The sequence below is a fragment of the Marmoricola sp. RAF53 genome (assembly GCF_052114005.1).
Lineage (GTDB): Bacteria > Actinomycetota > Actinomycetes > Propionibacteriales > Nocardioidaceae > Marmoricola.
Genome location: NZ_JBFRDX010000008.1, coordinates 94,536 through 110,643, shown reverse-complemented (window position 1 = coordinate 110,643; position 16,108 = coordinate 94,536). Strand labels below are relative to the sequence as shown.

At 71.6% G+C, this 16,108-nt stretch carries 18 protein-coding genes and 1 tRNA gene; 4 read left to right on the top strand and 15 right to left on the bottom strand.

Annotated features, from left to right (window positions below):
- The first annotated feature begins 98 nt into the window (after positions 1-98).
- Both AB4Y76_RS09705 and AB4Y76_RS09700 read left to right on the top strand, forming a co-directional pair.
- The gene (locus AB4Y76_RS09705) at positions 99-716 is read left to right on the top strand and encodes a TetR/AcrR family transcriptional regulator (protein WP_441924596.1); all 618 of its coding nucleotides are present in this window, start codon (positions 99-101) and stop codon (positions 714-716) included.
- Between the two features lie 13 nt (positions 717-729).
- Positions 730-1,830, top strand: a complete 1,101-nt coding sequence (locus AB4Y76_RS09700; protein WP_441924594.1) for an oxygenase MpaB family protein — start codon at positions 730-732, stop codon at positions 1,828-1,830.
- Here AB4Y76_RS09700 and nemA read toward each other — a convergent pair.
- The 15 genes from nemA to rplU all read right to left on the bottom strand — a co-directional run bounded on the left by nemA (position 1,809) and on the right by rplU (position 13,691).
- The gene (gene nemA / locus AB4Y76_RS09695; RefSeq protein WP_441924592.1) at positions 1,809-2,900 is read right to left on the bottom strand and encodes an N-ethylmaleimide reductase; all 1,092 of its coding nucleotides are present in this window, start codon (positions 2,898-2,900) and stop codon (positions 1,809-1,811) included. The two genes, AB4Y76_RS09700 and nemA, sit on opposite strands and share 22 nt — an antisense overlap.
- 53 nt (positions 2,901-2,953) lie before the next feature.
- Positions 2,954-5,239, bottom strand: a complete 2,286-nt coding sequence (locus AB4Y76_RS09690) for an FdhF/YdeP family oxidoreductase (protein ID WP_441924590.1) — start codon at positions 5,237-5,239, stop codon at positions 2,954-2,956.
- Between the two features lie 89 nt (positions 5,240-5,328).
- Positions 5,329-5,401, bottom strand: a tRNA-Ala gene (locus AB4Y76_RS09685).
- A 53-nt stretch (positions 5,402-5,454) separates the two neighbouring features.
- Positions 5,455-6,108: a histidine phosphatase family protein gene (locus tag AB4Y76_RS09680; protein WP_441924588.1), complete on the bottom strand. Its 654-nt coding sequence runs from the start codon at positions 6,106-6,108 to the stop codon at positions 5,455-5,457.
- Positions 6,105-6,479 carry a ribosome silencing factor gene (gene rsfS / locus AB4Y76_RS09675; RefSeq protein ID WP_441924586.1) on the bottom strand — a complete coding sequence of 125 codons (375 nt, stop codon included), beginning with the start codon at positions 6,477-6,479 and terminating at the stop codon, positions 6,105-6,107. Before rsfS ends, AB4Y76_RS09680 begins: the two co-directional genes overlap by 4 nt.
- 19 nt (positions 6,480-6,498) lie before the next feature.
- Positions 6,499-7,134, bottom strand: coding sequence for a nicotinate-nucleotide adenylyltransferase (gene nadD / locus AB4Y76_RS09670; protein ID WP_441924584.1), 636 nt, complete (start codon positions 7,132-7,134; stop codon positions 6,499-6,501).
- Between the two features lie 14 nt (positions 7,135-7,148).
- On the bottom strand, positions 7,149-7,307 hold the full coding sequence (locus AB4Y76_RS09665; RefSeq protein ID WP_441924582.1) for a hypothetical protein: 159 nt from the start codon (positions 7,305-7,307) through the stop codon (positions 7,149-7,151).
- 78 nt (positions 7,308-7,385) lie between these two features.
- Positions 7,386-7,856 carry a VTT domain-containing protein gene (locus tag AB4Y76_RS09660; RefSeq protein ID WP_441924580.1) on the bottom strand — a complete coding sequence of 157 codons (471 nt, stop codon included), beginning with the start codon at positions 7,854-7,856 and terminating at the stop codon, positions 7,386-7,388.
- Positions 7,857-7,868: 12 nt separating this feature from the next.
- The gene (locus AB4Y76_RS09655) at positions 7,869-8,579 is read right to left on the bottom strand and encodes a CDP-alcohol phosphatidyltransferase family protein (protein ID WP_441924578.1); all 711 of its coding nucleotides are present in this window, start codon (positions 8,577-8,579) and stop codon (positions 7,869-7,871) included.
- On the bottom strand, positions 8,569-9,813 hold the full coding sequence (locus AB4Y76_RS09650; protein ID WP_441924576.1) for a glutamate-5-semialdehyde dehydrogenase: 1,245 nt from the start codon (positions 9,811-9,813) through the stop codon (positions 8,569-8,571). Before AB4Y76_RS09650 ends, AB4Y76_RS09655 begins: the two co-directional genes overlap by 11 nt.
- A 26-nt stretch (positions 9,814-9,839) precedes the next feature.
- On the bottom strand, positions 9,840-10,196 hold the full coding sequence (locus AB4Y76_RS09645; RefSeq protein ID WP_441924574.1) for a hypothetical protein: 357 nt from the start codon (positions 10,194-10,196) through the stop codon (positions 9,840-9,842).
- A gap of 95 nt (positions 10,197-10,291) precedes the next feature.
- Entirely contained in the window at positions 10,292-11,422 is a 1,131-nt protein-coding gene (gene proB / locus AB4Y76_RS09640; RefSeq protein WP_441924572.1) for a glutamate 5-kinase, read from the bottom strand.
- On the bottom strand, positions 11,419-12,951 hold the full coding sequence (gene obgE, locus AB4Y76_RS09635; protein WP_441924570.1) for a GTPase ObgE: 1,533 nt from the start codon (positions 12,949-12,951) through the stop codon (positions 11,419-11,421). Before obgE ends, proB begins: the two co-directional genes overlap by 4 nt.
- A gap of 137 nt (positions 12,952-13,088) precedes the next feature.
- Positions 13,089-13,343 carry a 50S ribosomal protein L27 gene (gene rpmA, locus AB4Y76_RS09630; protein WP_441924568.1) on the bottom strand — a complete coding sequence of 85 codons (255 nt, stop codon included), beginning with the start codon at positions 13,341-13,343 and terminating at the stop codon, positions 13,089-13,091.
- Positions 13,344-13,388: 45 nt separating this feature from the next.
- Positions 13,389-13,691 carry a 50S ribosomal protein L21 gene (gene rplU, locus AB4Y76_RS09625; protein ID WP_441924566.1) on the bottom strand — a complete coding sequence of 101 codons (303 nt, stop codon included), beginning with the start codon at positions 13,689-13,691 and terminating at the stop codon, positions 13,389-13,391.
- Positions 13,692-13,925: 234 nt separating this feature from the next.
- Here rplU and AB4Y76_RS09620 point away from each other — a divergent pair, with 234 nt between their 5' ends.
- Together AB4Y76_RS09620 and AB4Y76_RS09615 are read left to right on the top strand one after the other, a co-directional pair.
- Complete coding sequence (locus tag AB4Y76_RS09620; RefSeq protein WP_441924564.1) at positions 13,926-15,668, top strand: MFS transporter; 1,743 nt, start codon at positions 13,926-13,928, stop codon at positions 15,666-15,668.
- Complete coding sequence (locus tag AB4Y76_RS09615) at positions 15,665-16,099, top strand: MarR family winged helix-turn-helix transcriptional regulator (RefSeq protein ID WP_441924562.1); 435 nt, start codon at positions 15,665-15,667, stop codon at positions 16,097-16,099. The genes AB4Y76_RS09620 and AB4Y76_RS09615 overlap by 4 nt, the downstream gene beginning before the upstream one ends.
- The last annotated feature ends 9 nt before the right edge of the window (positions 16,100-16,108 follow it).

The window sequence follows — 16,108 nt, the reverse complement described above, 5'->3', positions numbered from 1 at the left end:
CAGACTAGAACACGTTCTATCCGAGTGGGGATGATCGGCCTCCTGGATTTCCTTCGCATGTGTAGCAATTTCCTGCAGTGATGTAGCAAACTGACCGGGTGACCACCGCGACCCACGCCCGCGCCGCCCACCTCGGGCCCGAGCGCCGCCGGCCCCAGGTGCTCGACGCCGCGCTCGACATCGCGGCCGCCGAGGGCGTCGGTGCGATCTCGGTCGCCGCCGTCGCCCAGCGGCTCGGGGTGACCCGGCCGGTGGTCTACGCCTGCTACCCCGACCGGGTCGCGATGATCCGGGCGCTCGTCGACCGCGAGCAGGACCGGATGCTGACGGGCACCCTCGCCGCGCTCCCCCCGCGCGACGTGACCGCGCCCGAAGCGGTCTTCGTGGCCGGCTTCCAGGCCCTGCTCACGACCGTCGCGGCGCACCCGACGACCTGGCGGGTCGTCTTCGACTCGGCGCCCGACGCCGCCGTCGCGGCGTACTTCGCCCAGGCCCGGCGCCTGGTCGCAGCGCAGTTCGAGCGCCTGATCGTCCCCACCCTGCGGGCCTGGGGCACCACCGACGTCGAGGCCAAGCTCCCCGTCCTGGTGGAGCTGTTCATGTCCTCCGGCGAGGCGGCCGTCCGGTCGCTCCTCGCCGGCGGGTCCACCTGGACCCCCGAGACGCTCGGCGAATTCGTCGGCAAGGCCGTGCACCGCGCGATGCGGGACGCCTGAGAGAAGGAATCACATGTCGAAGCTGACCCGCCTGTTCACCGTCCCCGACGCCGGCGACGTCGAGCCGCTGGAGGACTACGGGTTCTTCGGGCCGGACTCGGTCACCTGGAAGGTCTGGGGCCACGTCGCCACCCCCGTCCTCGGGCTCCAGCGCGCCGTCGTGGTCGAGGAGCTGGACCCCGCCCTGATCGCCGCGGTCGACGCGACCGGCGCCAACTACGCCAGGCCGGCGACCCGCTACGACCGGACCGTCCGTTACTTCGCCACCGTCGCGATCGGCGACAGCAGGACCGTCTCGAAGGCCGCCGACGTGCTCGTGAAGGTGCACTCCAAGGCGATCGGGACCGAGCCGCTCTCCGGCAACAGGTACGACGCCAACGACCCGCAGTCGCAGCTCTGGATCCTGCTGACCGGCTGGCACTCGGTCCTCAAGGTCTACGAGCTCTACGGCGGCGCCCGGCTCACCGAGGCCGAGGAGCGCCGCTACTGGGAGGAGTGCTCGATCGCGGCGGAGCTCCAGACCTGCGACGCCGCCGACGTCCCGCTCACCCGCGACGGGATCCGCGCCTACTTCGAGGAGATGCGTCCGCACCTCGCGGTCAGCGAGGCCGCGATCGCGATGATGGACCACCTGCTGAACGCCAAGGTCATCCTTCCCGACCCGCCGTTCTTTCTGCGCCCGGGCCTCGAGGTCGTCAACTGGTTCCTGCGGGCCGGGACCATCGCGACGATGCCGCGCTGGATGCGCCGGCTCAGCGGCTTCGACCAGCCCCGTGCCGTCGACCTGTTCGTCCGCCCGTTCCTCCGGGCCGCGTTCGGCGTGGTCGAGCACAACCCCCGGCTCAAGCTCGCCCTGACGCGTTTCCTGACGCCGGGCATCGAGCCGATGGTGACGCCGTACCTGCTCGGGGTGACGCCCGAGCACCCCGAGGTGCTCACCCCCGCCGAGGCCCGCGAGCGCTACGGGTTCGCGAAGCCGTCCGAGGCGCACCTGGAGCTGCGCGCCCGGCAGCACGACCGGGTCTTCGGACGCGGCGAGGCGCCGAGCGACGACGGCCTGGTCGAGTCCCAGGCTCTTCTCGGCAGCCTGGCTCAGCCGACCAGGGCCGGGTAGTCGGTGTAGCCCTCGGCGCCGCCGCCGTAGAAGGTCGCCGGCACCGGGTCGTTGAGCTCCGCGCCGGTCCGCAGCCGCTGCGGCAGGTCCGGGTTCGCGATGAACGCCCGGCCGAACGCCGCAGCGTCGATCAGGTCGGCCTCGAGCAGCCGGACGGCCTTCTCGACGGTGTAGTTGCCGGCGCCGACGATCGGGCCTGCGAACGCCGCCCGCAGCGCCTTGCGGAACTCGTCGTCGAGCGCCGGTCCCCCGGCCCAGTCCGGCTCGGAGAGGTGCAGGAACGCCAGGTCCCGCTTCGCGAGCTCGGCGGCCAGGTGCAGGCCCATCGGCTGGCCGGCGGCGTCTTCGAGGCCGTTGAACGAGCCGAGCGGCGAGATCCGGATGCCGACGTACCGGGGGTCGGAGGCGGCGACCACGGCGTCGACGACCTCGAGGGCCAGCCGGGCGCGGTTCTCCAGCGACCCGCCGTACTCGTCGGTGCGGTGGTTGCTCTCGGCGCTGAGGAACTGGTGGATCAGGTAGCCGTGGGCGCCGTGGATCTCGACGAGGTCGAACCCGGCCGCGCGTGCGTTCGCGGTCGCGGTGGCGTAGTCCTCGACGGTCGCGGCGATCTCCTCGACGGTCAGCGCCCGGGGGGTCGGGCAGTCGACCCGGGTCGGCCGGCCGTCCCCGCCGCGCACGGTGGTGCGGTTGCGGTACGGCAGCGCGGAGGCCGAGACCGGCAGCGCGCCGTCGTGCAGGGAGTCGTGCGAGACCCGGCCGACGTGCCACAGCTGAGCGGCGATCTTCCCGCCCTCGGCGTGCACCGCGTCGGTGACCCGGCGCCAGCCCTCGACCTGCTCGTCGCTGTAGATGCCCGGGGTGTCCATGTAGCCCTTGCCGATCGGCGAGACCTGGGTGCCCTCGGAGATGATCAGGCCGGCCCCGGCGCGCTGCCGGTAGTAGTCGACCATCAGGTCGTTCGGGACGTCGCCGGGCGCGGTCGCCCGCATCCGGGTCAGCGGCGCCATCAGGACGCGGTTGCTCAGCGTGGTGCCGCCGACGGTCAGGGGCTCGAAGAGAGTGCTCACGGGTTCTGCAACACCCGGTTCCGCCCGATATTTCCGAACGTGATCTTCCCGACTCAGGACGCCGCCGGGACCAGTCGCACCACGACCGACTTGTACGCCGGGGTGTTGCTGCCGGCCGCGGTCGCGTCCAGCGGCACCAGCGCGTTCGTCTCCGGGTAGTACGCCGCCGCGGTCCCCCGCGGGGTGTCGTACTCGACGACACGGAACGACCGAGCGATCCTCTCGACGCCGTCGCCGGACTCGCCGTCCGGCCAGGAGGCGACCAGGTCGACGAGGTCGCCGTCGCGGAGCCCGAAGGTGTCGATGTCCTCCTTGTGCGCGAACACCACCCGCCGACCGCCCTCGATCCCCCGGTACCGGTCGGAGAGCCCGTAGATCGTGGTGTTGAACTGGTCGTGGCTGCGCAACGTCTGCAGCAGCAGGTGGCCCGGCGGCACCTGCAGGACCTCGATCGGCGACACCACGAACTCGGCCAGGCCCGAGAGCGTCGGGAAGGTCCGGGTGTCGCGGGGCGGGTGCGGCATCAGGAACCCGTCGCGCTGGTGCGCCCGGGCGTCGTAGTCGTGGCAGCCGGGCACCACCCGGGAGATGTGCATCCGGATCCGGGCGTAGTCGCCGCGCATCGCCGCCCAGGCGATGCCGTGGCGCTCGCCCAGGGTCGCCTCGGCGATGCCGGTCACGATCGCGACCTCCGAGCGCAGGTGCTCGCCGGCCGGCTCCAGCGGGCCGCGCGAGGCGTGCACCGCGCAGACCGAGTCCTCGACCGTCACCGACTGCGGGCCGGTCTCCTGGACGTCCTGCTCGGTCCGGCCGAGCGTGGGCAGGATCAGCGCGGTCCCGCCGCAGACCAGGTGCGAGCGGTTGAGCTTCGTCGAGACCTGCACGGTCAGCCGGGTACGCCGCAGCGCCGCGGCGGTCACCTCGGTGTCCGGAGAGGCCTGCACGAAGTTGCCGCCGAGCCCGACGAAGACCTTCACCCGGCCGTCGCGCATCGCCCGGATCGAGTCGACGACGTCGAACCCGTGCTCCCGCGGCGGCTCGAACCCGAACTCCTCGCCGAGCGCGTCGAGGAACCAGGCGGGCGGGCGCTCCCAGATCCCCATCGACCGGTCCCCCTGGACGTTGGAGTGCCCGCGGACCGGGAGCAGGCCGGCGCCGCGGCGGCCGATGTTGCCCTGGGCCAGGGCGAGGTTGACCAGCTCCTTGATCGTCGCGACCCCGTTGCGGTGCTGGGTCAGGCCCATCGCCCAGCAGAACACGGTCCTGGTCGAGTCGCGCAGCAGGGCCGCGGCCTCGGTGATCTGCTCCCGGGTCAGGCCGGTCGCCGTGGTGACGACGTCCCAGTCCAGCGCCTCCACGTGCGCCCGCCAGGCGTCGAAGCCGGTGGTGTGCTCGGCGATGAAGTCGTGGTCGAGCGCGTCCCACCCGACGAGGAGGTGGCCGAACGCCTGGAACAGCGCCAGGTCGCCGTTGTTGCGGACCGGCAGGTGCAGGTCGGAGAGGACGGTCCCCGTGCCGACGACACCGCGCGGCACCTGCGGGTTCTTGAACCGGACCATGCCGGCTTCGCGGAGCGGGTTGATCGTCAGGATGGTGGCGCCGTTGCGCTTGGCGATCTCCAGCGCGGAGAGCATCCGGGGGTGGTTGGTGCCCGGGTTCTGCCCGGCGACGACGATCAGGTCGGCGTCGTACACGTCGGGCAGGGTGACGCTGGCCTTCCCGATCCCGATGGACTCCTGGAGCGCGACGCTGGTCGACTCGTGGCACATGTTCGAGCAGTCCGGCAGGTTGTTGGTGCCGAAGGCGCGCACGAAGAGCTGGTAGGCGAACGCGGCCTCGTTGGAGGTGCGTCCGGAGGTGTAGAACGTGGCCTCGTCCGGGCTGTCGAGCGCGTCGAGCTCGGCGGCGATCACGGAGAAGGCGTCCTCCCAGGTGATCGGCTCGTAGTGGGTGCCGCCGGGCCACTTCACCATCGGCTCGGTGATCCGGCCCTGCTGGCCGAGCCAGTGCTCGCTGTGACCGTCGAGGTCCGCGATGCTGTACGCCGCGAAGAACTCGGGCGTCGCGCGCTCCCGGGTGGCCTCCTCCGCGACCGCCTTCGCGCCGTTCTCGCAGAACTCGGCGGTGTGCCGGTGCGACGGGTCGGGCCAGGCGCACGACATGCAGTCGAATCCGTCGGCCTGGTTGAGCCGGGCCAGGGTCTTCGCCGTCCGGGCCGGGCCCATGCTGTCGAGGGCCCGCTTCATCGAGATCGCGACCGCCTTGGGCCCGGCCGCGAACTCCTTCTGCGGGTGCACCTCGAGCGCGGACTCGTCGTAGTCCCGGGACTTGTCGGCCATGGGTCCAGCAAACCACCGACCCGGCCCCGCTGTGCGCCATGATCACACGAACGACGAAGGCCGCCCGGAGGGCGGCCTTCGTCGTTCGGTGGAGCTGAGGGGACTCGAACCCCTGACCCCCTGCATGCCATGCAGGTGCGCTACCAGCTGCGCCACAGCCCCGCTGCCGTCTCGGACTCCCTCGCGGGCGTCACTGTCAGGCAACTCGGAGAATGTTAGCCAAAGGGTGCCTCGGATGCGAAATCGGGTCCGTGGAAGTCCGGGTGCGCCGTCTCGTTGTACGACGCCAGCCGCAGGCCGCGCCCGTGCGGATCCGCCTCCAGGACGACCCAGCCGCAGTTGTCGAGGCCCCGCAACGTGGCCGAAGTCTCCTCGGGCCAGCCGAGGAATTCGACCAGCGAGACCTTCAGGCAGGCGCCGTGGGAGACCACGACGGTGGTCTCGCCGGCCGGGGTGGCGGCGAGGATCTCGCGGAGCGCCGGGACGACCCGTCCGGTCACCTGCGCGACGGTCTCGGCGCCGGGGACGTGGCCGGTCACGTGGCCGTCGCGCCAGGCGGCGTGCTCGACGGGGAACCGGGCCGCGAATTCGGCGACGTCGAGTCCGGCCCGCTCCCCCACGTCGAACTCGCGCAGACGGGCGTCGTAGGCGATCTCCAGGCCCGCCGGGGCGACGATCTCGGCCGTCTGCCGCGCCCGGGCCAGGTCGCTGCTCCAGAGCGCCGTCGGCGCGAACGCGGCGATGTAGGGGGCCGCCGCGGCGGCCTGGGCGCGCCCGGTGTCGTCGAGGCCGACGTCGGTGTGGCCCTGGGCGCGGCCCTCGAGGTTCCAGGCCGTCTGCCCGTGGCGGAGCAGGACCAGCCGGGTCACGACGCCGGCGGGGAGAAGTCCGGGAGGTCGATGGACGGGCAGTCGCGCCAGAGCCGCTCCAGGGCGTAGAACGAGCGCTCCTCGCTGTGCTGGACGTGCACGACGATCTCGGCGTAGTCCAGGAGCACCCAGCGGCCGTCCCGCTCGCCCTCGCGGCGTACCGGCTTGGCGCCCAGGACCCGCAGCCGGTCCTCGATCTCGTCGACGACGGCCTTGACCTGGCGCTCGTTGGACGCGGAGGCCAGCAGGAAGGCGTCGGTGATGACGAGCTGGTCGGAGACGTCGAAGGCGACGATGTCGGTGGCGAGCTTGTCGGAGGCGGCCGTGGCCGCCTCGCGGATGAGCTCGAGGGCGTGCGGGGTGGCGGTCATGGGTTGGACTCCTGGGTCCTCAGGTGCGGTCTCGGTAGAGGTCGTGCTTGGCGATGTACTGGACGACGCCGTCCGGCACCAGGTACCAGACCGGCTGCCCGGCGGCCGTGCGGGCGCGGCAGTCGGTGGAGGAGATCGCCAGCGCCGGGATCTCCAGGATGGTGACCCGGTCCGCGGGGATCCCCTCCAGCGTGGAGGCGTCCATGTCGTAGCCGGGCCGGGTGCACCCGACGAAGTGCGCCCTCGCGAAGAGCTCGGCGGCGTCGCGCCAGGTGAAGATCTCGGCGAGCGCGTCCGCGCCGGTGATGAAGTAGAGGTCCGCGTCGGGCATCTGCGCGGACAGGTCGCGCAGCGTGTCGATCGTGTACGTCGGACCTTCCCGGTCGATGTCGACCCGCGACACCCAGAAGCGCGGGTTGGACGCCGTGGCGATCACCGTCATCAGGTAGCGGTGCTCGGCGGAGGTGACCTCGCGCTCGGACTTCTGCCAGGGCTGGCCGGTCGGGACGAAGACGACCTCGTCGAGGCCGAACCACGCCTGGACCTCGCTCGCGGCGACGAGGTGGCCGTGGTGCACGGGATCGAACGTCCCGCCCATCACCCCGACCCGGCGCCGGGTACTTCCGGGGCTGGTCGACGCGGTGGGTCCCGCCACGGCCGTGGGCGTGCTCAGGAGTGCTCGCGGCCCTTGCCGAAGGCGAGGAGCAGGGCGAGCATCGCCAGGAGCAGGAGCAGGATGCCCCCGCCGATCCAGTACGGCTCGGTGAACGTGCCCTCGTTGGCAACCTCGGAGCCGCCGGAGTGCAGCAGGGCGAACAGAAGCGTCATGGGCGGTACCTTACCGGCCGCTCAGCCGGGCGCGGCCGCAGGTCCGGGTGACGGCGCCCACGGCGGTCCGGCCCGGGCTCAGCGGTGGAAGACCCACTCCACGGCGCCGACCCCTTCGAGGACCAGCCAGAAGCGGATCGTGCGGCCGGCCAGCACGGTGGTGAAGAAGACGACGAAGTTCATCCGCAGCGCCCCGGCCAGCACCGAGATCACCGCGAGCGGCGGGAAGCCGGTCACCGCGGAGGCGAAGCTGATCAGGCCCGCGGTGACCGGGCGGCCGACGATCCGCTCGTGCCACTTCTCGTAGGAGGCCTGCCACTTCTCGGTCTCCATCTTCTTCTGCATCCACGCCATCTTCAGCGAGTGGACGCCTGCGTAGTACCAGACCACCTTGCCCAGGCCCTGCCCGAGCGCGGCGATCAGCGCCAGCCAGAAGTGCGGGAGGGTGTCGGCCTTGGCGGCGACGACGGCGAGGTAGGCCTCGACGTTGAGCACGGGGATGAGCGCGGACCCGAACGAGAACAGGAACGTGCCGAGGATCAGCCCCACGCGCGGTCGGCCCTACGCCTCGACGCTGCGCTGCTGCGAGGGGGGCTTGGGCCCGGTGGCGTCCGGGATCGGCAGGCCGATCCGCGCCAGGCGCACCAGCATCACCGTCTTGAAGACCAGCAGACCGGCGGCGATGACCGCGCCGAGCCACCAGGCCTGGGTGACGAGCAGCATCACCGCGAAGAGCGCCGAGTTGACGGCCTTCGCGGGGTGCGACCAGTTGAGCCGGTAGATCGTCTGGTCGATCACGTAGAAGTAGTTCGGGCTGCGGACCTTCCAGTGCAGGAACGCGATCGACAGGAAGCAGTCGATCACCATGAACTCGGCCAGGTAGAGCAGCACCGGCAGGACGAAGACCGGGTGCAGCCAGGCGAGCCCGAAGTAGAAGGCGGCCGCGCACATCCGGTCGCTCATGATGTCGAGGACGGCGCCGATCCGGGTCTCGTGGTGCATCCGCCGTGCCACCTGACCGTCGAGGCTGTCCCCGGCCCAGTAGACGACGAGGGCGACGGTGAGGAGCTTGAGGGCCGGGCTCCAGAACTCGTCGGAGTCCGGGACGCCCTTGCTGATCGCGAAGCCGATGATCACCACGGTCGCGATGGTCCGGACGAACGTGATGATCGTGGCCGGGGTCAGGAAGCGCTCGGTGGACGGGTCGGCCCACACGTCCAGCTCGGCGGCGGTGACCTTCCCGTCGCGGAGCGCGTCGGCGTCAGCGGACATGACCGTCCCCAGTCACGACGTACTTGGTGGAGGTCATCTCGGGCAGACCGAGCGGACCGCGGGCGTGCAGCTTCTGGGTGGAGATGCCGATCTCCGCGCCGAAGCCGAACTCGCCGCCGTCGGTGAACCGGGTGGAGGCGTTCACCATCACCGCGGCCGAGTCGACGGCGGCGGTGAACCGGCGGGCCGCGGCGACGGCCCCGGTCACGATCGCCTCGGTGTGGCCCGAGGAGTGCGCCCGGATGTGGTCGATGGCCGCCTCGAGGTCGGGGACGACCGCGGCCGAGATGTCGAGGGAGAGGTACTCGGTGTCCCAGTCCTCGTCGGTGGCCGGGAGCACCCCGTCGTACGCGGCGAAGGCCGCGTCGCCGTGGATCGTGACGCCGGCGTCCTGGAGGGCCGAGACGACCCGGGGCAGGAACTCACCGGCGACGTCGGCGTGCACCAGCAGGGACTCGGCGGAGTTGCAGACCGAGGTGCGGTGGGTCTTGGAGTTGAGGACGATCCGCAGCGCCATGTCGAGGTCGGCGGCGGCGTCGACGTACACGTGGCAGTTGCCGACGCCGGTCTCGATCACCGGCACGGTGGACTCCTCGACCACGGTGCGGATCAGGTTCGCTCCCCCGCGCGGGATGAGCAGGTCGACCAGGCCGCGGGCGCGCATCAGCTCCTTGACGGCGTCGTGGCCCTCGCCCGGGGCGAGCTGGACCACGTCGGCGGGCAGCCCGGCGGCCGCGACCGCGTCGCGCAGGACCGCGACCACGGCGGTGTTGGAGCGCAGGGCGCTCGAGGAGCCGCGGAGCAGGACGGCGTTGCCACTCTTGAGGCAGATGCCGGCCGCGTCGGCGGTCACGTTGGGACGGGCCTCGTAGATCACGCCGACCACGCCGAACGGCACCGCGACCTGGCGCAGCTCCAGCCCGTTCGCCAGCGTCGAGCCGCGGTGCACCTCGCCCACCGGGTCGGGCAGGCCGGCGACGTCGCGCAGACCCTGCGCCATCCCGGCGACCCGCGCCGCGTCGAGCCGCAGCCGGTCGATCATGTGGGTGGGCGTCCCGGCGGACTCGGCCGCCGCCACGTCCTCGGCGTTCGCCGCGAGAACCTGGTCGGTGTGGTCGAGGAGCGCCTGGGCCATCGCCTCGAGGGCGGCGTCCTTGACGGCCCGGCTCGCGACCGCGAGCTCGCTGGCCGCGACGCGCGCACGGCGCGCGGCAGCGGCGATCTGGTCAGACATGCATTCAGTTTAGGGACGGGTCCCGCTCAGAGCGGGAACGGGTGTGCGGTCGAGGAGGACGGGCCGCCCCCACGGCCGTGCGCACGGGCGTCGTGGACGCTCTTCTCGACGACCTCCAGGCCGACGACCTCCCACGACGGGAGGCCGGCCGACTCGCGGTGCTCGGCCCAGAGCCGGAGCGCCAGCGAGGCCACGTCGAGCACCGAGCTGCCCTCGTCCCAGTACGAGAGCTCGGCGCTGGTGTGGGTGAACTCGACCGAGTCGATGAACGGCCGTTCCTCGGACAGGCGCGCGAGCGCCGACCGCACCAGGAGAGGCTCCACCTCGTCGCCGGCGACCGTGACGGCCACGTACCAGAGCCGTCCGCCAATCTCTGGGCGCACGTCCTACCTCCCCCGCTCTCTCCCGAGGCCCGCTCGGGAGGTTCCAGTGTGCTGGAACGACGGCCCGCGCGCGGGGAGAATCGCGGAACTGCCGGTCAGTCGGTGCGTGCGGAGATCAGCGTCAGGTCGTCGCGGTGCACGACCTCCCGCTCGTACGACGCCCCGAGCTCGTGGGCCAATTCCCGCGTGGAACGGCCCATCAAAGCGGGCAATTCGCCCGAGTCGTAGTTCACCAGGCCGCGCGCGACGATCAGCCCGTCGGGACCGACCAGGTCCACCGGGTCGCCGTCGGCGAAGGACCCGCCGACCGCGGTGATCCCGGCGGGCAGCAGCGACGCCCGGCGCTCGGTGAGCGCCTTGACCGCGCCCGCGTCGAGCGTGATGGTGCCCTTGCCCTCGGTCGCGTGCGCGAGCCAGAGGAGCCGGGTGGGCCGCCGGCGGCCGGTGGCGTGGAACAGCGTGCCGACCGGGTGGCCGGAGACCGCCTCCGCGGCCCTGTCGGCACTGGTGAGCACGACCGGGATCCCGGCGCCGGTCGCGATCCGGGCCGCCTCCAGCTTGGTCTGCATGCCGCCGGTACCGACACCCGCGGCGCCGGCCTTGCCGATCCTGACGCCGTCGAGGTCGTCCTCGCCGCGCACCTCGGTCAGCAGCCGGGTTCCCTCGGCCGTCGGCGGGCCGTCGTACAGGCCGTCGACGTCGGAGAGCAGCACCAGCAGGTCGGCGTGGACCAGGTGCGCGACGAGCGCCGCCAGCCGGTCGTTGTCGCCGAAGCGGATCTCGCTGGTGGCCACGGTGTCGTTCTCGTTGACGATCGGGACGACACCCATCTCCAGCAGCGAGGCGAAGGTCCGCTGGGCGTTGCGGTAGTGGCCGCGCCGGGTCACGTCGTCGAGGGTGAGGAGGACCTGGCCGACCACCTGGCCGTGCCGGGCGAACTCCTCGGTGTAGCGGTGCACGAGGATGCCCTGACCCACCGACGCCGCGGCCTGCTGGCGGGCGAGGTCGCGCGGGCGCCGCTTGAGCGCGAGCGGGGCCAGCCCGGCGGCGATCGCGCCGGAGGAGACCAGCACCACCTCGGTGCCGCGGGCGTGCGCGTCGGCAAGCGTGTCCACCAGCGACGAGACCCGCTCCGGGTCGATCCCGCCCTCGGCGGTGGTCAGGGAGGAGGAGCCGACCTTCACGACGATGCGGCGGGCGTCGAGCACCGCCTGCCGCGTGGTCACTCCTCGTCCTCCGCGTAGCGCTCGTCGAAGGAGTCGTTCTCGAAGGCGGGCGCCGCGGTCTCGTCGTCCTCGGCGAACCCGTCCACCCGGCGGGCCACGTCGGCGCGGGCCTCGGTCTCGCCGCGCTCGTCGTAGGCCTCGTCGATGGCGCGACGGCGGCCGGCGGCGGGACGGGACTCGTTGAACCGCTGGTCCTCGCCACGGCGACCGAGCATCTCGGCACCCGCGTCCAGACCGGGCTTGAAGTCGAAGACGACCGCGTTGTCGGGGTGGCCGATGAGCACGGTGTCGCCCTCGACCGCGCCGAGCTGGACGAGCCGGGCCTCGACGCCGAGCCGGTTGAGCCGGTCGGCGAGGAAGCCCACCGCCTCGTCGTTGCTGAAGTCGGTCTGCCGGATCCAGCGCTCGGGCTTCACGCCTCGCACGCGCCAGCCCTCGCCGGTCTCCTTGACGGTGAACTCGGCACCGGAGTCCTTGGGCTTCGGGCGCAGCACGATCCGCTCCGCCGTCTCCACGACCCGCTCGCGGCGCGCCTGCTGGACCACCTCGGCCATCGCGAAGGTGAGCTCGCGGAGCCCCGCGTGGGTGACCGCGCTGATCGCGAAGACCGGCCAGCCGCGCTGCTTGATCTCCTCGGTGACCATGTCGGCCATGTCGCGACCGTCGGGCAGGTCGGCCTTGTTGAGCGCGACCAGCCGCGGCCGGTCCTCCAGGCCGCCGTACTTGGCGAGCTCGCGCTCCATGGTGTCCAGATCCTCGACCGGGTTCCGGCCGGGCTCCAGCGTCGCCAGGTCGACGACGTGGAGCAGCGCCGCGCACCGCTCGATGTGCCGCAGGAAGTCGTGACCCAGGCCGCGGCCCTCGCTGGCGCCCTCGATCAGGCCGGGCACGTCGGCCACGGTGAAGATGGTGTCGCCGGCCTTCACCACGCCCAGGTTCGGGACCAGCGTGGTGAACGGGTAGTCGGCGATCTTCGGCCGGGCGCGGCTGATCGCCGCGATCAGGCTGGACTTGCCGGCGCTCGGGAAGCCGACCAGGCCGACGTCGGCGACGACCTTGAGCTCGAGGCCGATCTGGCGCTCCTCGCCGGGCTCGCCGAGGAGGGCGAAGCCGGGCGCCTTCCGCTTGGCCGAGGCGAGCGCCGCGTTGCCGAGGCCGCCGCGGCCGCCCTCGGCGATGACCAGCTCGGCGCCGGCACCGACCAGGTCCGCGATCACCTCGCCGTCCTCGGTGACGACGGTCCCGTCCGGGACGCCGAGGACCAGGTCCTCGCCGTGCCCGCCGTTGCGGTGCGCGCCCGCACCGTGACCGCCGTGGCCGGCCTGGCGCCTGGCGCTGTGGTGGTAGTCGATGAGCGTGGTGACGTCCGGGTCCACCCGCAGGATCACGGATCCGCCGGGACCGCCGTTGCCGCCGTCAGGACCGCCGAGCGGCTTGAACTTCTCGCGGTGCACCGAGGCGACACCGTTGCCGCCGCGCCCGGCACTGACGTGCAGCGTCACGCGGTCCACGAAGGTGGGGACGGCCATCGGTTCTCCTTGGTCTGCGGCGGAACACCGCTAGGGGCGAGTCTCGCAGGCGCGGAACTCGCTGGGAACGGCGAAGGGCGCCCCTGGCAGATCAGGGACGCCCAACGCGGAAAGCTGGAGAGTGGTCGCTCGCCCGGTCACTCCGACGGGACGATGTTCACCACGCGACGACCACGCCGCGTGCCGAACTCGACGTTGCCCGCGGTGAGCGCGAACAGGGTGTCGTCGCCACCACGGCCCACACCGGTGCCCGGGTGGAAGTGGGTGCCACGCTGGCGGACGATGATCTCGCCGGCGTTGACGAGCTGACCGCCGAAGCGCTTCACGCCGAGGCGCTGGGCGTTGGAGTCGCGGCCGTTCTTGGTGGACGCCGCGCCCTTCTTGTGTGCCATGTTTCAGTCCTTGAAGTGTGTTGGTGACAGAGCGCTGACCGGGGGTCAGAGCTTGATGTCGGTGACCTTGACCTGGGTGTACTTCTGGCGGTGACCCTGGCGCTTCTTGTAGCCGGTCTTGTTCTTGTACTTCTGGATGATGATCTTCGGGCCCTTGGTGGCGCCGAGGACCTCCACGGTCACGGCGGCCTTGTCCAGCCCGGAGGCGGTGACCTTCTCGCCGTCGACGACCATGAGGACCGGCAGGCTCAGGGAAGCGCCCACGGCGTCGTTGGTCTTGTCGATCTCGATGACATCGCCCACAGCAACCTTCTGCTGCTTGCTGCCACTGCGCACGATCGCGTACACGGCGGACTCACTCTCCTCGTCGGTTCACATCTCGGGTTCCGGCGGCACACCACGTCCCAGCGATTTCGCAGGGAGGAGTGCCACACGGAAAGGGTGCGCACGAGCACACCGAGGGACAACATTACGGGTTCGCCGTCCAGAGGGCAAAACGAGCGGCCCGGGGAAGGCTCCGAGCGACGCAGGTCACATCCTCGCCCCCGATTTACTTACCCGATGTGAACTATTGTCGGCGGGGTGACAGAGTCCACGACCCGAGACCCCGCCGTACGCCGCCCGCGCTTCGACAAGGACCACCCGCACTACCGCTGGGTGGCGCTGTCGAACACCACGCTCGGCATGCTGATGGCGACGATCAACTCCTCGATCGTGATCATCTCCCTCCCGGCGATCTTCCGCGGGATCGGCCTCGACCCGCTCGAGCCCGGGAACGTCGGCTACCTGCTCTGGATCATCATGAGCTTCCTGGTGGTCTCCGCCGTGCTCGTGGTCACGCTCGGCAGGCTCGGCGACATCTACGGCCGCGTGAAGATCTACAACCTCGGCTTCGCCGTCTTCTCGGTCTTCTCGGTGCTGCTGTCGGTGGACCCGTTCCAGGGCGGCGCCGGCGCCTGGTGGCTGATCCTGATGCGCGTCGGACAGGGGGTCGGTGGCGCGATGCTGTTCGCGAACTCGACCGCGATCCTCACCGACGCGTTCCCCGCCCACCAGCGCGGCATGGCCCTCGGCATCAACCAGGTCTCGGCGATCGCCGGTTCGTTCCTCGGTCTGGTGATCGGCGGCGTGCTCTCGGAGTGGCACTGGCGCGCGGTCTTCTGGGTCAGCGTCCCGATCGGCATCATCGGCACCGTCTGGGGCTACCGCTCGCTGGTCGAGCTCGGCGAACGCCGCAAGGCGAGGCTGGACGTTCCCGGCAACCTCACCTTCGGTCTCGGCCTGACCTCGCTGCTCGTCGCGATCACCTACGGGATCCAGCCGTACGGCGACCACTCCACCGGCTGGAGCAGCCCCTGGGTCCTCGGCGGCATCCTGCTCGGCATCTTCCTGCTCGCGGCGTTCGTGATCGTCGAGCAGCGGGTCGAGCACCCGATGGTCTCGATCGGCCTGTTCCGGATCCGCACCTTCGCGCTGGCCAACCTGGCCGGGCTGATGGCCGCGATCGGCCGCGGCGGGCTGCAGTTCATGCTGATCATCTGGCTGCAGGGCATCTGGCTCCCGCTGCACGGCTTCAGCTACGAGTCCACTCCCCTGTGGGCCGGCATCTACATGCTGCCGCTGACCGTCGGCTTCCTCGTCGCCGGACCGGTCTCCGGCTACCTCTCCGACCGGTACGGCGCCCGCTACTTCGCCACCGGCGGCTCGCTGCTGGTGGCTGTCACCTTCGTGCTGCTGCTCGTCATCCCGGTCAACTTCAGCTACTGGGCGTTCGCGACGATCCTGCTGCTCAACGGCATCGGCTCGGGCCTGTTCACCGCCCCGAACACGACCGCGGTGATGAACTCGGTCCCGGCGCACGAGCGCGGTGCCGCGTCCGGCATCCGCGGCACCGTCTTCAACTCCGGGAACTCGCTCTCGATCGGTGTCTTCTTCTCGCTGATGGTCGTCGGCCTGGCCAACGTGCTCCCTCGGACGCTCACCGACGGGCTCACCGGCCAGGGCGTCTCGCACCGGGTGGCGGCCGAGATCGGCAACCTGCCGCCGGTCGGGTCGCTGTTCGCCTCGTTCCTCGGCTACAACCCGATCGAGTCCCTGCTCGGCCCGACCGGCGAGCTGGAGAAGCTCCCCGCCGGGAACGCCGACACCCTGACCGGCAAGGAGTTCTTCCCGCACCTGATGTCCGGGCCCTTCCACGACGGTCTCGTCGTCGTCTTCCTCGCCGCCGCCGGGATGATGGTCGTCGCGGCGGTCGCCTCCTGGGCCGCGGGCGGCAAGTACGTCCACGACGACTCGTCGGGCGAGGCTCTCGGGAGGGAGGAGTGAGCGCGACGAACGCGGACACCTCCCGCCTCTACCTGGCCGTCGGCCGGCTCAACCGGGCGCTGCGCCGCGACGCCCGCGAGGCCGCGATCGGCCACGGCGGCCTGAGCGCCCTGGCCACGCTGCTCCAGGACGGCCCGCAGCGGGCGGGGACGCTGGCCGAGACCGAGGGCGTCAGCGCCCCGGCGATGACCCGGATCGTGAACTCCCTGGAGGGACTCGGGTACGTCGAACGCCGTCCCGACCCGGCCGACGGACGCGCCAGTCTGGTCGCCGCCACCGCCGAGGGCGAGGAGCTGGTCCGGCACGGCCGGGCGGCGCGACTGGGTGCCCTGCAGGAGCGGTTGGACCGACTGCCCGACGCCGACCGCACCACCCTGCTGGCGGCGCTCGACGCGTTCGAGCAGCTCACCGAGGGGCCCAACCCGGCCTGAGATCCGGTG